Genomic DNA, 18,453 nt, shown 5'->3' on the forward strand with positions numbered 1-18,453 from the left:
AACTGAAGCATTTATTTATGTTGCCATGATTCGATTAATGCTCAAGCAACTTGCGTGATGAAAATCACATATCTAAAACTTCTCAGACATCCTCTTAGCATTATTAGAGCGTGGCGAAGGAATTGAGGCATATCAGTTAAACTTCTACTGGATGCTGCCCATAATATGGCAAAGCCTCTGACCAATTAGGACACTTCCCCTCTTGCCAATCGAGATTAGCTAATTCCAAAATACTTGTCACCGTCGCTGCTAGCCCAGATTGAGCTTGAATCAGCTGATAATTAGTGTTCCAATTCGCTAAAGTTTCCTGCCATGCTTCTGGTGTCAAAACTCTATCTGACAAACACGCTCTTAGTTTAGAATCATCTGGCTCAAACTGATAAATAGCAGCAAAAATTTGACCTCGTTGTGCTGGCATTTCTATAGCAAGAGTTTTGGGATTTTGACTTTTGCCTATTTCTGACCAAGCTACCGCAGCCAAAGTTGAAATCGCAAATACAGGAATATCTAACTGTTGCGCCAAAGTACGAGCAGTGACAACACCAATCCGAGTTCCCGTAAAGCCGCCAGGGCCTTTTGCAACTGCGATATAAGACAAATCTACCCAAGTTTGGGGTTTGATAAATTCAATTAAATATTGATGTATTAAGCTAGATAAATCACGCCCCAAATTCCAAACTTGAGAGCGAATTTCACCGACCAAATTACTAATTGCCAAACCCAATTCGGGAGTGGTGGTGTGTAGTGCCAAGGCGTATTTATTTATTGCAATGTCTTGTAGTTCTGTTGTCAAAGTTACTTAAAATATCTATTTTTATAGAGTTAACGTGATTTATTCAAGCATATAACATAGCGGTTCTTAATTGAATACACTAGACTTTTTTTCTTGTGCTATGGACAGAAGATTATCTCGTCAAGAGTCTCCAACTGGGAATGCCTAATGGGGGGCTACCGGCTCAAGACTAGCGGCAGAGCCGCAATTGAAGTGTATTTCCAGCCAGAGGCTGGAAACGAGGTTTTAAAAGGGTTTTAGCTTAACTTGACACGCATGAGCAATGCTGTGCCTCTACGATAGATGTGGTTCAAATAAGTGAAAACTGCTGTAAGTAGCCAATCTTGTTTTTGAATGCTCTTTTCAAGAACGCCGGATATCAATACCCTCCTTTAATCTTCTGGGGTACAAAACCTGGGATGTCACTACTGTCAATTGCGAAGACGAAGAACTTGTTTGGGTTGTCGATACCTGCTGGATGGTAAGTGTCCGGCGTTATGGTACCAATGAAGTCGTTATCGTTGGTGATGAAAAGCGTATGCTTGATTACGCGGTTGATAACCACATCTGATCCGAAAGCCAAACCTTCAAGCTTGGCAGGTATGTCCTCTGTTTTGATCCCATTCTGAGTCAGCGTAGCTACTACATCGAGGAACAGGGTCTTGCTAACTGCCTTGCCAACAAGGTTCTTTTCCCCGGTGATATTGCTTACTTCTTGAGCATTCGTCAGATCGATACGGTATATCTTCTTGAAGGCAGCCTGAGAGCCGTCGCCCAACCCCTTGCCATCTCGTTCGTCTACCAGAAATTCGCGATTGTTGATGGACAAAATCTCACTTACTGTCGGGTATTTCGGTTTAGCTGCGGTGCCGATATTATCTAGCTGATAGGCGTATTCTTGGGTGGCACCTGTTGCAATGTCGATCTTAACAATTCTGGTGTAAGCGCCATTAGTACCACCGTCCTGAAGCAACGGACTCTGCATGATGCCGACTAGAGTCTTGCCATTAGGGGTAATAGCGAGTCCTTCCATACCCTTGTTCGCAACACGTCCAGACGTGTTACTGCTAATCTCTGTAGCACCAACAGGACTTAGGTTTTTGACTGCGAACTTGCTGTCGAGCGTAAAGACCTTGATGCGCTTACCTGTCTCGCGGTTGAATTCGTACACATAGGGGCCGTATTCATCGGAGATAAAGATGGACTCACCGTCATTGGATACACGCACGCCCTCAGGATCGAAGCGGGCATCATTGGGATTGGTCGATATCTGGGTGGGGTCGAAGTTGTCTGAGCGTCCAGTGAAATAGTAGGTATTCTTGGCATTTAGGGCAGGGACGCCGCTCGGCAGCCCCAGTCCCATCCCAGTACCATAGTCTAGAGGTTTCTTGCTCGATAGCAGGGTTGTGTCAATTAGAGAAGGAGTAAGAGTAAAGGGCAACGCTGAACCAAGGTGGCTTGGTACGAGTTTCAGACTGATGGTTTGAAAGCGGTTGATGTAGGATGTTGTGTCATCCACAGCGCTATTGTATGCCTTGGCATTCGGGCCCCGATCTGGGACAGCGATGAAGGTGTTACGGCCAGCGTAGGCCAGTCCTGACCCAAAACCACCGAGGACGTTTCCTGGAACACCGCTTTCGAGCGGAGCGGAGGTTTTTCTGGCGAGATCACTGATGTTACCACTCAGGCTCCCAATTGCGATCAGCTTAACCTCTGCGTTGGCGGCGGGGGCAGCAAAAAATGACGCTAACAAGAACAGAATGAGATTTCTCTTGAGCATATCAGTATTCCTACTAGGGGTAATATTTACTGAGGGACATTGTATTTTTTTTACATTTTCATTATCTATGCCTAATGATTAAGCTATTCTTAAGCAAAGATTAAATAAGAGTTAATTCATGAATTGCTCATGTCCGCCAGTATTAAATGAAGCTGTGGACTGGGCATAATATCAAGTCCGCTTAATTGCTTATTAAACCCGAAGAACCCCACCCCGCCAAAGCTACGCTTTGTCTCCCTGCCCCTAATCCCCAGAGGGGGCCCCGAGTTCCCCGCAAGCAAGGAGGGGATTAAGAGGAGCCAGTGCGGTCTTGGGGTTCTCCCCAAGTGGAGCATCTGGCGTGTGGGGTGTAATGACTGTGGTTAGCATAACTAATTATGCGGACATGATATAAGAAGGGAAACGAGAGTACATACTTTTTTACCCGCATTTCTCACTTATGAAAAATGCGGGTAAAGTTACCCTTATAGTTATTTACAAAAATATCTACGACTACTGCTGTTTGGTGCAGTAGTCACCTTTAAGATACACTGATCATTTTCTATCAAGTCGGCACTAATTCACCAGGACGCAACTTCGACCACTTACCTGTTTCCCGCTTAAAGCTGAGACAACCAACAACATCCCATTCCATTTCAATTACATCCTCTTTAGTCCGAATGTTGACATTGATCGAAGGTTCATTCGGATCAAAATTTGGTGTTTCGGTCAAGTGAGGCTGTTGGTGCTGCCCTTCTACGGCATGATAGGTAAAACAGCTGTCTACATAGTGGCAGTTCACGCAAATACACATAATAGAACCAACTCCAGGTGCCTTTATTGTTAATCTAGCTTAAGCCCAACTGTTATTCATGAGTTGCTGGGTTGATTTTTATTACAATTATTAGAGCAGAAAGCCCATGAGTATGTGGGTGATTCAGAAACCCACATCCGTCCTTTCGGCGTGAAGACACCAGACGAGAGCGACGGGAAACCCGTCTACAGCGCTGGCTCATGAATGCATAGCGGCAAAAGAGACAGTGTGGTATCATTACCTGAGTGGTTAGGGTATTCAACCACTTAAAAAACCCAGAGCCGAGAGGCATCACACCTTGAAAACTAAAGATATGGGGTTCTGTGCAGGAATGCTTGCACAGGTAAAATCTTTAAGCACCAAGTACCAGAAAACCAAAGTTTTTGGTTTAAGCAGTACGCTAGGGCATACCGGATCTGGCTTCTGCAATAATGAAGCAAAAAGCTTGAGGACAGACCCATCTCTGGCATGATTAGGAAACTAATCATGGTAAATGGACTGGATGAACCAAGAATCCCACTCCTTGAAGGAGTCGGGAGTGTCAAAATGCAGGAATCAGTTCTTTCTACCCTAGCTCCCGAAAATTGGCCTTTTAGCTTGGAATGGCTGCCACAACCCGCTTACATGGTAGGTGGCGCTGTCCGAGATGCTATCCTTGGCAGAACTCGCGAATATCTGGATCTAGATTTTGTTATACCATCTAAGGCGGTAAAGGTAGCGAGAGCGATCGCTCATCATTACAAAGCTGGTTTTGTGTTACTCGATGCCGAACGACAAATTGCTCGTGTGGTTTTTCCCCACGCCACAGCTGATTTTGCCCAACAGGAAGGAAATAGTTTAGAAGTTGACTTGCACAGACGAGATTTTACAGTAAATGCGATCGCCTATAATCCCCATACGCAAGAAATTATCGATCCTCTGCAAGGTTGTCTAGACTTACAACAAGGCATTTTGCGAATGGTATCACCCGCTAACCTAAAAGATGACCCTTTGCGGTTAATGCGAGGTTATCGCCAAGCCGCCCAACTAGGTTTTACTATTGAGCCAGCTACCCAAGCCGCAATTCGTTCTTTGGCATCACATATCACTAAAGTTGCAGCCGAACGAGTTCGGGTAGAAATTGGCTATCTACTGGCAAATTTTCAGGGTACTCCTTGGATTACAAGTGCTTGGGAAGATGGTTTACTTGCCCCTTTTTTCAAAAACGCCACCCGTGAAAGCTTGATCAAACTCGCAGCAGTTGACAATGCAGCTGCCTTACTCACCCAAAATTGGCCACAATTAGGGGCACAACTGCAAGAATATGTCCGCGATAGTATCAAAACCACTTGGTTAGGTATTGCCAAACTTGCTTGTCTTGTCAACCCAGATCCAGAATTAGCAGAAATAGAGCTACAGGAATTAACTTATAGTCGTGCCGAAATCCGGGGTGTAATCACTGCTCTGAAACTATTACCGCAGCTTCAAGTAGTTGATATGTCCTTACGAGAACAATACTTTTTGTTCCATGATGCAGATATGATGTTTCCCGCTATGGCAGTACTAGCTGTAGCAGTTGATAATTTTGTAGAGGCGATGTCTGGTGACAAGCCACTACACACAGCAGTTGCTACAACAGAGGAAACTAAAGCAAGGGGCTACCAAGTCTTGGCACCTTTGATCAACCGCTACTTGAACCCTGATGATCTGGTCGCTCATCCCACTGCACTAGTGAGGGGGAAGGAGTTGATCATAGCATTAAATATTCCAGCTTCGCCAATCATCGGCCAACTGTTGGCAGAAATTGCCGTAGCACAAGCTGAGGGAAAAGTCTTAACACCAACAGAGGCGATCGCATTTGCACGTCAGTTACTTGAGACTTGATCAATTTCTATTGTTCTTCAAATCTACTAGCGAACCCCAACGAAACCAGCTTGTTCAATTGCCTTTTGCCCCTGGTCAGTTAATAAAAGTTTGGCATAGACATCCCCAATCTGCTGTTCCCGACCTTTATTTTGCTTAATAATCACAGACAAGTTAGCGATAATGGGATAGCTGCGATTTTTGATAGCCTGAATATTTAGCTGGTTGCGCTGACGTGGACATTGCTCAGGCGACACCATAGGTTCGCGATAGGGGGAAATTAGCTGACCAGAAGTCTGACCCAATGGCAAAGCCTTCACACTACATTGAGGTACTACTGAACGGGCAGAAGCGTAATATATACCACCAGGGGTTTTGCTAAGTTGGCGCACTGCCTCTGTAGTAGAGTAGACATACTGCACATTAGAGCCAAGTGCTTGATCTTTCAAGTCGCTATTGCTAGGAAATATTACTGTATCTGCGTCCTTTTGTTGTTGGGATAAAGGTGTGATGGGTAAGTTTGGCCCACCTACTTGATTCCAGTTAGTAATTTGCCCCAAATAAATTTTCTGCAATTGGTCAACAGTTAAACCTGACACATTGAGTGATGGGTTGACTACCACTGCTATCCCATCCATACCCACCTGACGTTGCTCAAGGCTAAAGCCTCGCTCTTTTGCCATAGCTTGTTCTTCATCTGTAAGGGGACGGGAGGACTGAGCAAAGTCCAGTTGTCCATCAAGCAACATCCGAATGCCTGAGCTAGAACCAGGGCTACCATTAACAGGGTCTACGTAACGTAATTGTAGTTCAGGGCGAACGCTCTGGATCTGAGAATCTACCAATTGCCGGATAGATGCCCAAGCTGTACTGCCTCCGTAATTAAATGAGCCAGTGGGGACATCAGCAACTGTCTGAAAAGCTGATACATTATTAGAGCCTGCATTGAAACTTTGATTAGAGGAAGAGTTAACGCTATCGCGGGACAATAAATTCGGCTTGAGTAACCACCAAAGCAGTCCGCCAATAACTATAAGTGTCAGCACTTTACCAATAATCAAACCTCTCAGAAAGAGGGCTATTTCGTTATTAATGATAGCTTTTTTTTGATTTGTATTGTCCATACCTTTAAATGTGGTTTATTGTGTTTATCTTACAGGAATTTATAGGTATTTATCCTCTAATAATGTCTAGAAATTTAAGTTATAAGTAAATCTTTAATAAACCGCTTAATAGACAGTTTTATGATTGCTAATACATGATTAATTCTTTCTAATCTAGTGAGATTCAATTTGCTTTTTGGTAGTCTTTGTAATGGTGGAATTGCTTTTATAGACTCCTCTGTTAGTTGCTGATTTGGCTACTAGGCTATTCACATTAACATTAGTGAACCGTGGGCCAATTAATTTTTCTATAGAATTATTTAATTGAGTAGGTTGGTTTGAAGGCGATCTCCCTGTATTAATAAATGTATAGATTAAAACTATTACTATAAAACTAGTAATAGTACCAAGCCCTATTCCCAGCAGCAAAATAAAGTTTTTATAAGTTAGCAAATAGCTATCATCAGTGTTTTGGTTTATGGCAGCAGATTGTGAGGACTGTGACAACACCAGAACAGAATTAAGCGCTTGCAAAGCTTCTGTGGCAGATTGGTAACGCTGGCTAAAACGATCGCGAACCATTGTATCTAAAACATTTGCAAGAGCGTCACTTACCCGTGCCTGATCGCGCCAGATAACTTCTCCAGTATTGGGATCTTCTTGTAGTTGCTCAGGTATTAAACCTGTCAAAGCTTGAATGCCAATCATACCTACTGCATAGATATCGCTGCAAAGTTTTGGCTTTCCCTTAGCCTGTTCACTTGGCATATAGCCAGGAGTCCCAACAGCAATTGTTAAGCCTCCTCCCAAAGCACCAATTCTCTTAATACTCCCAAAGTCAATTAGCACAATCTTCTGATCGGAGTGCCGCCGCATTAAATTTTGGGGCTTAATATCCCGGTGAATAATATTGTGTTGGTGGACGAAGGCTAGCACTTCCAGGATGTCTTTTAACAAATTTAAGACAGCATTCTCGCTAAGACGTTGACCTAGTACAATTTCTTGAGTCAAGGCATCGCCGTCAATAAATTCCTGGACTAAATAGAAATCCCCATCTTCATTAAAATGGGCAAACAGTCTCGGAATTTGATTGTGGTCATTGCCTAGCTGGTATAAAACTTCCGCTTCCCGCTCAAATAGCTTTTTAGCAATGGGTAGAACAGCAGGATTAGAATCTTTTGGGTGGAAATGTTTGACGACACAATGGGGTTGTCCTGGTAAATCCCGGTCTACGGCTAAGTAGGTATCACCAGATCCTCCACTTCCTAAGTGTTTGACAATCTCAAAGCGATTCCGAAGTGTTTTTCTGGCGAGAGAGGATTGATGTTTGTTACGTCTAGCACTTGGTAACAAGTAAGTATTACCATAGCCTCTGCTTCGCAACAGTTTCACAGTCTCAAAGCGACTTCGGAGTGTTTTTCTAACTAGAGGGTTCTGGCTCATATGGCATATACTACTTCTTAATTTCCTGACCATTCAGAGCTTGGGTGAGGGTTATGAATACCTGGCGCTAGATTTGTTGGTATTTGAGGCAGTCAGCTTCTGAGGCTTCATATGCTTTGGAGTAGTTTTATAATTAGCTGCTTAACTAGTTCATTTAATACTTTGCTTTATAGGTATTTTAATATAAATTTATTTCTGGAATATTTCAATAATCTTATCACATGAACTACCCCAATCTTGCTTCGCCTGAGATTGGGGTTTCTACATTCCCCAAGTCGTTAGTGACGAAGTTACTTTGAGATTTCTGACGCTTCTTCGCCTTTAGTTGCTTCATAGTTCCCGCAAGTTTTGGGGTGTGTGAAGTAGAGCTAGACGACTCTGCGCCTACGAGACTGATTCCCAATCCCGGTAGAGTATCGCCCAATAAAGCATTACTTCAGCAGCAGCGATGTCCCTATCCTGAACATAATTACAAATACCACATTCATGAACTCGAATATCGAGTGTCTTTTTGTGCTGATTTCCACTTTTAGGACAGGTTTGAGAAGGTTTTACTTGGCGTGCTGGAACTTCGATAAACACACCACCAATTTGCTCGACTTTATATTTAATGGCGCTTATGGGCATTCCAAATCCAACATCAAGAATAGACTTATTCAGTCCAGCCTTTTGCTTTTTGCGCTTACCTTTCTTGACGCAGTTGTTCATGGGGGAAATCGCCAGACACTCGCTAACGCTTTTAGCGTCTCACGCCACTTGCTCCCCTTGGGAGAAGACCACACTTTTCGCTCCGTCTGAAAATATCTTTAATTTTGAATTGTTAATGGTTTACTCTGTCTTTAACATATAAGTTACAGGATATTAAGTAGTTATTCAATAATTTCTACAAAACATCCCACTTTTCCGACTTTTCCCACCTTTTATTCGCGTCTATATTACTTGCAATAACTCAGTTGCATTTAGCATCCAGATCCCGTGAAAACTAAGAGGATGTTTGAAAAGTCCTCTCGTCGGTATCAAAACTTCTAGATACCTCTAAATACCCCGATAAATTGGGGGACTTTGATTCCGGTTCCCGCCTTTTTAAGGGGAGCCAGCGCGGGAACAGGGGTCTCCCCAAGTGGACTGGCGTGGGTTAGGGGGGATATAAAAGTGCCTAAAGTCACAGCAAAACACTTTTCAAACAACTTCTAAGGGTAGCTAGCTGCAATAGCAGCGTTCTGTTAATTAAAAAAGCCCCCAAAGGAGGCTGATTAAGTTGTTCGCGTGGAGTGAACAACTAATAATTAATACTTACAGTAAATACAGTAATCCGAACAAAATAATCCAAATCACATCAACGAAGTGCCAGTAAATTTCGGCTGCTTCAACGCCAAAGTGCTTTTTGTTACTGTAGTGGCCCGGAACGCGCGATCGCCACAACACGGCAACAATCGCCAAAACACCGATGGTAACGTGCAATCCGTGGAAACCAGTCAAAACGTAAAATGAACTAGCAAATAAATTGGTAGTTAAACCAAATTCTAAATGGGTATATTCATATACTTGACCTATCAAGAAAATAGCACCCATTATAGCGGTAATTGCTAACCAGATTCGCGCACCCCGCGTATCGTTCTTTTTGATCGCAGTGTCGGCATTGTGCATGACAAAACTACTAGAAATTAGATTGATGGTGTTGACCCCAGGTAGCAATAGTTCTAATTCTGGGGTACCGGCTGGCGGCCACACAGGTAAGGTAGCACGGAAAGCCAAGTAGGCTCCGAACAGTCCCATAAAAATCATCCCTTCAGCAATTAGAAAGACAAACAGCCCAAACAGGCGATGGTCTGGATGTTCTTCATGATGACCGACGGACGCTTCCGCCGCTTGGTGATGATTTAGTTCAGTTTTAGCTGGGTCAATTATTTGACTTTGCATGAATTTTGATAAGTGGGGAATGGGAAGGTGGGGTCCCCTCTGGGGATAAGGGGTAATGGGGAGTTAGGAGTAGAGACGCGATTAATCGCGTCTCTACAGGAGTTAGGAGTTAGAAATTTTGAAGTAAACCTCATCTAAGTTAAGAACCGTAGTTTTCGCCCTCACCCTAAATCTGTAAGAAGGGGTTGGGGAATGAGGGCAAATCCTTTTCATCACGGAAGAACTACAGGTTTCAAGATAGACGTGGTTTAACAACTTTATTAAAGTCATAACTCTTCACTCCTAACTCTATTTCCGGTCTTCGGGATTGGCGGCAACTGCTGGGTCGGGTTCTGCTCTTAATACTGAGTTTGGGCCAGCAGATAAGAATGGATTGGGATCAGATAAGGGTACACCTTCTTTAGCCTTTTCCAAACCGTAATCATAGGGACCTGTAGCCAGTACTGGAGTTTGATCAAAATTCTCGATCGCTGGCGGTGAGGTAGTCATCCACTCTAAGGTAAGTGCCCTCCAAGGATTATTACCAGCTTTCTCGCCATACAACCAACTCCAAATCGCATTGATGATGAAGGGGAATGTCGAGACTGCCAGTATATAAGAACCATAGGTGCAGATTTCGTTCAGTAAGGTAAATTTGGGGTCATACTGGGCAATACGGCGATTCATGCCCATTAAACCCAGCTTATGCATAGGTAAGAAGGTCATGTTTAGACCCACGATAGTCAAGGCAAAGTGAACCTTACCCCAAAATTCGTTCAGCATTCGTCCCGTCATTTTCGGGAACCAGTGGTAAATCGCCGCATAAATGCCGAGAACACTACCACCAAATAGGACATAGTGCAAGTGTGCAACGACAAAATAGGTATCGTGAACGTGAATATCAAAAGGCACTGCTGCCAACATCACGCCACTGATCCCGCCAATCACAAAAGTGCCAACAAAGCCGATGGCAAATAGCATAGCGCTGTTAAGCTGGATTTTTCCACCCCACATGGTTGCTAACCAGCTAAATATTTTAATTCCCGTGGGTACGGCAATGATCATGGTGGTGATCATAAAGAACATCCGCAACCAACCGGGGACACCACTGGTAAACATATGGTGTGCCCAAACAATTAGCCCTAAAAAGCTGATAGCGAGAGAGGAATAAGCGATCGCTTTATAGCCAAAAATCGGCTTGCGGGAATGAACGGGGATAATTTCTGAAATTCCGCCAAAGAATGGCAAAATCATGATGTAAACTGCTGGGTGGGAGTAAAACCAGAACATATGCTGGTATACTACCGGGTCGCCACCGCCAGTCGGGTTAAAAAATGTTGTCCCAGCAATTAAGTCAAAGGAAAGCAGAATCAAACCTGCTGCTAATACTGGGGTTGATACCAAAACCAGTGACGAAGTGGCGAACATTGCCCAGCAGAACAAGGGCATTTTGTGTATGTCCATGCTGGGAATACGCATCTTCAGCAATGTGACAAGGAAATTTATCGACCCCAAAATTGAGGACGTACCCAGTAGTAGGACACTCATAATCCAAATGCCTTCACCCACTTGTCCTGTTACCAAACTCAGGGGAGGGTAGGAAGTCCAACCGGCATCGGGTGCATCGCCCACTACTAAACTGGCGATCAGCAACACACCCGCAGGCGGAATCATCCAAAAGGCAACAGCATTCAGCCGAGGAAATGCCATATCTTTTGCCCCAATCATCAGGGGAATTAGATAGTTAGCAAACCCTGCCCCGGTTGGCACGATCCAGAGGAAAATCATGATCGTGGCGTGCAGCGTGAATAGACTATTGTAGACTTCTGGGGTAACAAAATCTACCTCTGGGGTTCGCAGTTCTGTACGAACCAATTCAGCCATTACGCCACCAATGCAGTAGAAAATAAACGAAGTAACTAGGTATTGAATCCCAATCACCTTATGGTCGGTGTTGAAGCCAAAGAAGTCTTGCCATTTTCTGATCCCTGATTCCTCAAGAAGGGCGGGGATATTGGCAGTTTCTTGCAACTGAGCTTGTGTCATAAGAGTGCTGAGTGCTGTTAGCGGTGCGTTTAGCCTGTGCTGAGTTATTACTTTTGAGGTGGACTCTTGATTAATGGTGAACTTGATGGAGGATTTCTGGCTGAATTCCCATGTCCTTAATGTAAGGAGCAAGAAATTCATTTGGGGATAGATCGGCAGGATTAACAGCAACGGCTTGATTTAGCGTTTCTTTGCTGGCAACTAGCTGTTCTTGCACCCATTTGTCAAAGGCTTCTTCTGTCTCAACGATTACTGGTGCTCTCATCGCACCGTGATATGGTCCACAAAGTTCAGCGCAGATCAGAGTATAATCGCCTGCTTTTTTGGGTGTGAAGCGAATCTCGCTTTGTCTACCAGGGATCGCATCTTGTTTCAGGCGGAACTCTGGCACCCAAAAGGCATGAATGACATCGTTGGCTGTCATATTGATTTGCACTTCCCGTCCGATTGGGACGTGCATTTCACCTGTAGTTATACCAGTTTCAGGATAAGTGAAAATCCAGGCATATTGTAGACCAGTGATGTTGACCCGTAATTCTGGTGGTTTGCCTGCTTTTTCAGGAGTGCCGCCAATTGTCGGAGCAACAATACCTACACCTGGGGCATTCCGCAGTTGGGGAATTTGGTCAGCATTGCGGACTTCTGCGGTAGCTGGATCTTGCATTGCCTGATCAGATTTTTCTTGATTGAGGTTGGGTTCGCTGCTGGGAGGAGTATCGCTTAAAGTTGCCGCGAGTGCGGTTCCCGCACCCTGCGCCATCGTAGCCCCATGCATTTTCATCGATTCCTGATTCATCGGTGCTTCATGGATTGCATGGGGATCAAAGCCACCGATTTCGTTGTAGACATCAAAGCTGTAAACTGAAATGCCGAAAACGATAATTGCTGGGATTGCCGTCCAGAGAATTTCTAGAGGTACATTGCCCTCAACTGGTGGTCCGTCTTCATTGTCACCTGCACGCCGACGGTATTTAAATGCAGAGTAAATTAAAATACCTTCAACAAGCAGGAATATACCTGTAGAAACGATCATCATCGTGTTGAATAGACCATCCACCAAAACGGCTTCATCCGTTGCGGCTACTGGCAACAGACCGTGATTTTGGCCGTACCAAAGGCTGGCTAGCGTTAGCACGATGCCAATCAGTAATGTCCAGATTGAACTTGGAATCTTCACGGCTTACTTAATTGAATTTACTACGTTATCTTAAACCTGCCCACTTACTAAGGTAGTCTAGGCTGGAAGGCATAGAGTCCAAAGGTCTGAAATTTTTATTAATTTTTTTAACTATTTTACTAATTTTGAGTACAAGGTGACTATCAGATACTGCCAAAAGTAGATATGAATCAGTAGAAAAATTTAAGGAAAAATTTAGAATGCTTAAATTAATTGTGATCAATCAATTTCTCACATCTTGAAAAATACCTAAAGCTTCAGGCAAAACCTTTCTGGAGTGATTCAAAGTATAAGTGAGTGCTAATCTATAAACCCTTTGCCTATACGCTAGGGTGAAGATGGGACGCCAAAAGAAAATTGAAAATTTTAACAGATCCACCAAGAGCGGGCAGAAAGTATCCTTCATGAGCGAATTTGTCCTACAACAACAAAATGAAGCGGCAGTTGAGCAACAAAAGCCCAAGGAAATGATTCGGCGCTTGGTGTGGAAAATGTGCATAGCCACCTTAATTTTGATGGCAATAGGCAGTGCCACCCGCGTGATGAATGCTGGACTTGCTTGCCCAGACTGGCCCTTGTGCTATGGCGAACTCGTGCCAGCCAAGCAAATGAATCTCCAGGTGTTCCTGGAGTGGTTTCACAGATTGGATGCAGCTTTAATTGGTGTAAGCGCGATCGCACTCTTCGGTTTGTCCTGGTGGCATCGTCGTTTCTTACCCTCTTGGCTACCTTGGGCATCCACATTCGCTCTGTTTTTAATCGTCTTCCAAGGTATCTTGGGGGGACTCACCGTTACCGAACTGTTGCGGTTTGATATCGTTACCGCCCACTTGGGGACGGCGCTGTTGTTTTTTACCACCCTCCTGATTATCGGCACGGCACTTACACCCTATCAGGGGAATGGAACCGTTGGTAAGTTGCCTTGGGTCAGTTTAACTGCTGCTGTTTTGGTTTACCTGCAAAGTCTGCTAGGTGCTTTGGTAGGCTCTCGCTGGGCGTTACACCAATGCCTCGGCGGTTCTCAACTTTGTAATGTGATGTACAGTCATATTGCTGGTTTGATGCCGCCAACAGTGGCAACCTTGGCAATGGTATTTATGTGTTGGCGGACACCAGCACTACATCCAGCTTTGCGGCGACTGGCAAATATGGCTGGTGGGTTGTTGATCTTACAAATCTTGTTGGGATTCGCCACTTTCAAATTACATCTCCAAGTCGAGCCTCTCACCGTCTCTCACCAAGCTATAGGAGCTACTTTGCTGGGTACTTTGGTGGCTTTCACAGTTCTTGCACTGCGTGACTCAGTTAGTGCTAAGTCAGTTAGTGCTGAGTCACGAGTGCTGAGTGCTGAGTAGGGAGTGGGGGAGATGAGGGAGATGGGGGAGTAGGGGAAGAATTCCTAACTCATAATTCAGCACTCATAACTCATAACTCATAACTCATAACTCATAACTCATAACTCAGCACTCAGCACTGATGATGGCCGCAACGGCGAGTATTGCGACCCACGCAGGTGTAGAAAATCTGTATTTTCATTTGCCTGAAAGAGCCAGCTTGAGCAGGGGCTGCATATAAGTTGTTGAAAAATAAGGAACCAGAGCCAAAATGATTGAGACTAATGTCTCTCGCCACCACGAAACATTTTTACAGGTAATTCAAAGTTACTACCAGCTAACGAAGCCTCGGATTATTCCCTTGCTTTTGATTACTACGGCTGGGAGTATGTGGATTGCTGCTAAGGGTGAAGTAGATCCATTGCTGTTGCTAGTAACTCTCACTGGTGGCACCTTGGCGGCTGCAAGCGCCCAGACGATTAACTGTGTCTATGACCGGGATATTGATTATGACATGGAGCGGACACGCCATCGTCCGATGCCTTCCGGTAAGGTGCAGCCACGCGATGCTCTAATTTTTGCGATCGCACTGGCGACAACTTCCTTTACACTCCTGACAGTATTTGCCAATCTGTTAGCCGCCCTATTAGCCTTTTCTGGCATTGTCTTTTATATTTTGGTCTACACTCACTGGCTGAAACGCCACACTACCCAAAATATCGTTGTTGGTGGGGCTGCTGGGGCAATTCCGGCGTTAGTGGGTTGGGCTGCTGTCACAGGCACTTTAAGCTGGTCAGCATGGTTAATTTTTGGCATCGTCTTTTTGTGGACACCACCCCATTTCTGGGCGCTAGCTCTGATGATTAAAGATGACTACGCAAAAGTTGGGATACCAATGTTACCTGTGATTGAAGGTACTACGGCAACCGTGAAGCAGATTTGGTATTATACCCTGCTTACCGTAGTTGCAACCGTGTTATTGGTTTATCCCTTGGGCGCGAGTGGAATTCTTTATGCTGCGATCGCCGTAATTCTGGGAGGATTATTTATCCACAAATCTTGGCGTTTGTTGCAAAATCCAGAGGATCGCACTGTAGCTAGAGAATTGTTTCTCTATTCCATCTCCTACATGATGCTGTTGTGTCTGGGTATGGTGGTAGATAGCCTGCCGATTACCCATAATCTAATTAGTGCGGTGAGGAATCATCTGCATTTTATTGGTTAAGGGGAGAGAAATTTTAGCGATCGCGTTGGTAAAAGCGCGCGATCGCATTTTCATAGATTCTAAAATCTAAAATCTAAAATTTTATTAATTTTCAGCAATACACACTAATTATTGCTAAACATTGCCTAACCGCATCTAACCGCATATGTTTATTCTGTTTTCTGCCATCCTTCAAGAGCGGCTAGGACTATTTTAACCACAGGTTGAGCTACTATCATCTCTTCCCAAGCTTGAGCAGCACCAGCTTTAAGCGCTCCTAATATACGGACTTTTAGAGTTATATCTTTTTCTATTTCTTCAACAGCTTTAGCCGCGACTACCATTTTTTCAGCATTACTTGTACTAGGATAAGTCTGTTCAATTTTTTGAATAAGTTGTTGAATTTCTACTGCTGTCAAAGCAAGATTTTCTTTTTGTTGGGATGTTTGGTTGATAACTTTACTCCTAATTTGGCTAGATTGAACTTTCTCTGTATTTGGTAATATCTCATTTTTTTGAACAGAACCATCTCTATATATCAAGATTCGGTCACGTTTGTTAATCACGCCTTTAAGCCGTAACAGCGATCGCACCCTTGCCAACATCTCATCTGTATCAAATGGTTTTCGGATAAAATCATCTGCTCCAATATCTAAGCCTTCTACAATGTTAGCTTCATGAAATGCTGAGATCAGTAGGATCGGAATGTAGGGAAGATTATGGTTATTGCGGATGCGGCGTGTAACCTCATAACCGTCCATTTTTGGCATTCTTACATCTAGGATAATTAAATCAGGTGGAGATTCTTTAACTAGTGATAAAGCAGTTGTACCATCTGCTGCTAAATCTATCTCATATCCCTCACTTTCTAAAATTACTTGTATTAGGATGAGATTATCTGCTACATCATCCACAGCTAAAATGCGAATAGTACTGGATGATTGTGAAGAAGTCAAGTTAGTTGAGAATTGATTAATAGACCTAACTTCCTCAACAGAATTAGCTATCTGTCCAGGAATTGGCACGTTTACTCCCGCAATCTGTAATTGAGGCTCCTGGTTTGCTAGTAACCCTATAATCTGTGTTGTTGCACGTTCTTGATTACCACAGACAAAGTTTGCCATTCCACGAGCATAAATTAGTAGAGGTTGGAATTCTGCTAATGGCTCTGCAAAAGTCTCCACCAGTGATGCCATACGAACCCACTCTGCCTTTTCTTCTAACTTCAAGCTTGCAAGAATAGATGCTAATTCTTGTGCCGCCTCGCTCGGTTGCGTATAAGCTAATGCTGTCCACCTCTGGGCTAGAGCAAAATCGCGCATATCGGGATCGTGGCTCTCAAGCTGCTGTCGTACATAGATCAGCAAAAAATCAGACAATTCATTAATCCGCTTCTGGCCAAAACGGGGATTCGCTTTCAACTCTCTCAACAGGGCATTTCGCACGGCTGTATCCATCTCGTAAAGTTCATGCCCCACTTCATCACAAAGGCTAGAAAGTAGTAAATCAGCCACAGCCAACCAGGGTATTTTCAACTCTTGCTTCTGAATATCTCGTTGAAAATTTGCCCACAGCCGATAAAGTAAATCTGGGGTGAGGGCTAACGGAAAAGCAGCATGGTAAGCCAGATAAAGGTGCGGTTCCCCGAAACGTTGACCAAAAGACTCAATTCGACGACTAGCAACTTCTGGCTTCATGCTCTCTACCCTTGAAATACTTGCAGTTAAGTTAATTAAAGCCACTACTTTAATTGTGCATTGATTCTCCGACCCCGCAACACATCGATCGCACCATCAAAACCCTGTCGGTTAACTTCAAACATCGGCATCAAACGGGCAATTTCTCCTGCTGTTGTGCCAAACCAGCGCTCTATTGCCATCGGATTCAGCCATGCAATATAACGCGCTCGCTGTTTCAACTGGTCTAAAAATTTTTGGGTTAACTCTAGCCGTTCCAGACTAAAACCGCCCCGTGCTGCACCCCCATCACTAAAAATTAATACAGCGGAACGTTCTGGACGCAGCTGAGCTAGAAAATCTGCGATAGGTTCAGCTTGCTGGCGCGTCTGGTCATGGTAAAGATACTTAGTTGGGCAATTGTGAAAGTAGTAAATACTAGCTTTTCCTAAGCGTCCGCCTCGTAATGCTGTCTCAGCTAATCGCTGGGATAGTGCGTGAAAGGGAACCATCGACCCCTTGTGGTCAATCAGCAAAAGTAGTTCAGTTCTATTCACCCGACTGGGCATCAGTACAGGCTCTAGCAAAACTCCCTGCCGTACTACTTGCTCAATAGTTGCTTCTATGTCTAACTCTGTGGGCAAACCTTGGCGTACCATTCGGCGTAAATGCCGCCAGCTTTGTTTCATCTGCTGCCGCGTCACTGGAAAATACTCATCGGTTTCGGTAAAGCGATTAACAGTAATTTCCTCATTGTTTTGAGTAGTAATTTGTATTGCTTCAGCCACTTGCATCTCATCCTGTACTTCCATCAGTTCCGATGAGACGGGTACAGTGGCGGGTGTTGTGTTGAGCAAATCAGGTGAATAATTATCGTCACTTTCTACCGCTTCTTGCACTCTAGAAGACGTTTTCTCTTTTTCCTTCCTAACAGAAGGTTTTACAGAATGAGATTCTGTTATTACCTGCTGAAAGTGATAGTTGAACAGAAGTTCTTCATCCTGGGATTTTACCCACAAGGTACGACACAGTTCTGCTAACGCCTCTTGGTCAGTCGTGCCAAAGCCTTCCTGTAAAGCCTTCAAAACCAGGCGGTATTCATTGATACCCAAACGTAAACCTGCCTCGCGCAGTTGTGTAAAAAGCTCAAGTAGTGGTAGTTCTTCGTGAAGAGTTTCTATCTTCATGCTTCTGGCTGCGATCGCATCTGTTCACCATAGCGACGGTAATCATCCCAACTCTTCAGCAACACCCCAGGATACAGAAGTTTAGTTTTTAACTTGCGGAGAATTTCATCATCTTGATGATTGAGAATCCGCACCCAATCCATCAGTTCGCTGGTGCTGACCTTTTTACCAGCTTCGCCCTTATCTCGCCGCATTTG

At 44.2% G+C, this 18,453-nt stretch carries 15 protein-coding genes and 1 pseudogene; 4 read left to right on the forward strand and 12 right to left on the reverse strand.

Going from position 1 to position 18,453, the window contains the following annotated elements; all coding sequences use genetic code 11:
* Nucleotides 1-136 precede the first annotated feature (136 nt).
* The 3 genes from tsaB to V7K36_RS18375 all read right to left on the reverse strand — a co-directional run bounded on the left by tsaB (nucleotide 137) and on the right by V7K36_RS18375 (nucleotide 3,345).
* Complete coding sequence (gene tsaB / locus V7K36_RS18365) at nucleotides 137-793, reverse strand: tRNA (adenosine(37)-N6)-threonylcarbamoyltransferase complex dimerization subunit type 1 TsaB (RefSeq protein ID WP_335118053.1); 657 nt, start codon at nucleotides 791-793, stop codon at nucleotides 137-139.
* A 358-nt stretch (nucleotides 794-1,151) separates the two neighbouring features.
* The gene (locus V7K36_RS18370) at nucleotides 1,152-2,552 is read right to left on the reverse strand and encodes an esterase-like activity of phytase family protein (RefSeq protein ID WP_335118055.1); all 1,401 of its coding nucleotides are present in this window, start codon (nucleotides 2,550-2,552) and stop codon (nucleotides 1,152-1,154) included.
* 544 nt (nucleotides 2,553-3,096) lie between these two features.
* Nucleotides 3,097-3,345, reverse strand: a complete 249-nt coding sequence (locus V7K36_RS18375; RefSeq protein WP_292790237.1) for a Ycf34 family protein — start codon at nucleotides 3,343-3,345, stop codon at nucleotides 3,097-3,099.
* Nucleotides 3,346-3,643: 298 nt separating this feature from the next.
* On the opposite strand from V7K36_RS18375, the gene V7K36_RS18380 reads away from it, so the two are divergent.
* Entirely contained in the window at nucleotides 3,644-3,817 is a 174-nt protein-coding gene (locus V7K36_RS18380; protein ID WP_335118057.1) for a hypothetical protein, read from the forward strand.
* Between the two features lie 74 nt (nucleotides 3,818-3,891).
* On the forward strand, nucleotides 3,892-5,208 hold the full coding sequence (locus V7K36_RS18385; RefSeq protein WP_335118104.1) for a CCA tRNA nucleotidyltransferase: 1,317 nt from the start codon (nucleotides 3,892-3,894) through the stop codon (nucleotides 5,206-5,208).
* 26 nt (nucleotides 5,209-5,234) lie between these two features.
* Here the strand turns inward: V7K36_RS18385 and V7K36_RS18390 are convergent, their stop codons facing one another.
* The 6 genes from V7K36_RS18390 to V7K36_RS18415 all read right to left on the reverse strand — a co-directional run bounded on the left by V7K36_RS18390 (nucleotide 5,235) and on the right by V7K36_RS18415 (nucleotide 12,855).
* Nucleotides 5,235-6,311: a PstS family phosphate ABC transporter substrate-binding protein gene (locus V7K36_RS18390; protein WP_335118059.1), complete on the reverse strand. Its 1,077-nt coding sequence runs from the start codon at nucleotides 6,309-6,311 to the stop codon at nucleotides 5,235-5,237.
* Between the two features lie 153 nt (nucleotides 6,312-6,464).
* Nucleotides 6,465-7,733 carry a serine/threonine-protein kinase gene (locus V7K36_RS18395; RefSeq protein WP_335118061.1) on the reverse strand — a complete coding sequence of 423 codons (1,269 nt, stop codon included), beginning with the start codon at nucleotides 7,731-7,733 and terminating at the stop codon, nucleotides 6,465-6,467.
* A 384-nt stretch (nucleotides 7,734-8,117) separates the two neighbouring features.
* A complete protein-coding gene (locus tag V7K36_RS18400; protein WP_335118063.1) occupies nucleotides 8,118-8,441 on the reverse strand; it encodes a transposase in 324 nt (107 codons plus the stop codon).
* Nucleotides 8,442-9,026: 585 nt separating this feature from the next.
* Entirely contained in the window at nucleotides 9,027-9,653 is a 627-nt protein-coding gene (locus V7K36_RS18405) for a cytochrome c oxidase subunit 3 (protein WP_334822661.1), read from the reverse strand.
* Nucleotides 9,654-9,941: 288 nt separating this feature from the next.
* Nucleotides 9,942-11,678: a cytochrome c oxidase subunit I gene (gene ctaD, locus V7K36_RS18410; protein WP_335118065.1), complete on the reverse strand. Its 1,737-nt coding sequence runs from the start codon at nucleotides 11,676-11,678 to the stop codon at nucleotides 9,942-9,944.
* 70 nt (nucleotides 11,679-11,748) lie between these two features.
* Nucleotides 11,749-12,855 carry a cytochrome c oxidase subunit II gene (locus V7K36_RS18415; protein ID WP_335118067.1) on the reverse strand — a complete coding sequence of 369 codons (1,107 nt, stop codon included), beginning with the start codon at nucleotides 12,853-12,855 and terminating at the stop codon, nucleotides 11,749-11,751.
* A gap of 404 nt (nucleotides 12,856-13,259) precedes the next feature.
* Between V7K36_RS18415 and V7K36_RS18420 the strand changes: the two genes are divergently transcribed.
* On the forward strand, nucleotides 13,260-14,210 hold the full coding sequence (locus V7K36_RS18420) for a COX15/CtaA family protein (protein WP_335118069.1): 951 nt from the start codon (nucleotides 13,260-13,262) through the stop codon (nucleotides 14,208-14,210).
* 250 nt (nucleotides 14,211-14,460) lie between these two features.
* Nucleotides 14,461-15,414 (forward strand): heme o synthase, encoded by a 954-nt coding sequence (locus V7K36_RS18425; protein ID WP_335118071.1) that lies wholly within the window; start codon nucleotides 14,461-14,463, stop codon nucleotides 15,412-15,414.
* A 491-nt stretch (nucleotides 15,415-15,905) separates the two neighbouring features.
* Here V7K36_RS18425 and V7K36_RS18430 read toward each other — a convergent pair.
* From V7K36_RS18430 to V7K36_RS18440, 3 genes and pseudogenes are all read right to left on the reverse strand, one after another.
* Nucleotides 15,906-16,349, reverse strand: a pseudogene (locus V7K36_RS18430) (response regulator); the annotation flags it as partial.
* A 785-nt stretch (nucleotides 16,350-17,134) separates the two neighbouring features.
* Nucleotides 17,135-18,256: a hypothetical protein gene (locus V7K36_RS18435; protein ID WP_335118073.1), complete on the reverse strand. Its 1,122-nt coding sequence runs from the start codon at nucleotides 18,254-18,256 to the stop codon at nucleotides 17,135-17,137.
* Nucleotides 18,253-18,450: a hypothetical protein gene (locus tag V7K36_RS18440; protein ID WP_335118075.1), complete on the reverse strand. Its 198-nt coding sequence runs from the start codon at nucleotides 18,448-18,450 to the stop codon at nucleotides 18,253-18,255. The genes V7K36_RS18435 and V7K36_RS18440 overlap by 4 nt, the downstream gene beginning before the upstream one ends.
* Nucleotides 18,451-18,453 lie beyond the last annotated feature (3 nt).

Origin of the sequence: Nostoc sp. (assembly GCF_036919555.1) — a bacterium.
In the GTDB taxonomy this organism is placed as follows: Bacteria; Cyanobacteriota; Cyanobacteriia; order Cyanobacteriales; family Nostocaceae; genus Nostoc.

Bases quoted from the DNA above. Each gene is read 5' to 3' on its own strand.
- V7K36_RS18440 (WP_335118075.1), bottom strand. From the start codon at position 18,450: ATGCGGCGAGATAAGGGCGAAGCTGGTAAAAAGGTCAGCACCAGCGAA.
- V7K36_RS18420 (WP_335118069.1), top strand. From the start codon at position 13,260: ATGAGCGAATTTGTCCTACAACAACAAAATGAAGCGGCAGTTGAGCAA.
- V7K36_RS18395 (WP_335118061.1), bottom strand. From the start codon at position 7,733: ATGAGCCAGAACCCTCTAGTTAGAAAAACACTCCGAAGTCGCTTTGAG.
- V7K36_RS18375 (WP_292790237.1), bottom strand. From the start codon at position 3,345: ATGTGTATTTGCGTGAACTGCCACTATGTAGACAGCTGTTTTACCTAT.
- V7K36_RS18435 (WP_335118073.1), bottom strand. From the start codon at position 18,256: ATGAAGATAGAAACTCTTCACGAAGAACTACCACTACTTGAGCTTTTT.
- V7K36_RS18370 (WP_335118055.1), bottom strand. From the start codon at position 2,552: ATGCTCAAGAGAAATCTCATTCTGTTCTTGTTAGCGTCATTTTTTGCT.
- V7K36_RS18425 (WP_335118071.1), top strand. From the start codon at position 14,461: ATGATTGAGACTAATGTCTCTCGCCACCACGAAACATTTTTACAGGTA.
- V7K36_RS18405 (WP_334822661.1), bottom strand. From the start codon at position 9,653: ATGCAAAGTCAAATAATTGACCCAGCTAAAACTGAACTAAATCATCAC.
- V7K36_RS18390 (WP_335118059.1), bottom strand. From the start codon at position 6,311: ATGGACAATACAAATCAAAAAAAAGCTATCATTAATAACGAAATAGCC.
- ctaD (WP_335118065.1), bottom strand. From the start codon at position 11,678: ATGACACAAGCTCAGTTGCAAGAAACTGCCAATATCCCCGCCCTTCTT.
- V7K36_RS18385 (WP_335118104.1), top strand. From the start codon at position 3,892: ATGCAGGAATCAGTTCTTTCTACCCTAGCTCCCGAAAATTGGCCTTTT.
- V7K36_RS18400 (WP_335118063.1), bottom strand. From the start codon at position 8,441: ATGAACAACTGCGTCAAGAAAGGTAAGCGCAAAAAGCAAAAGGCTGGA.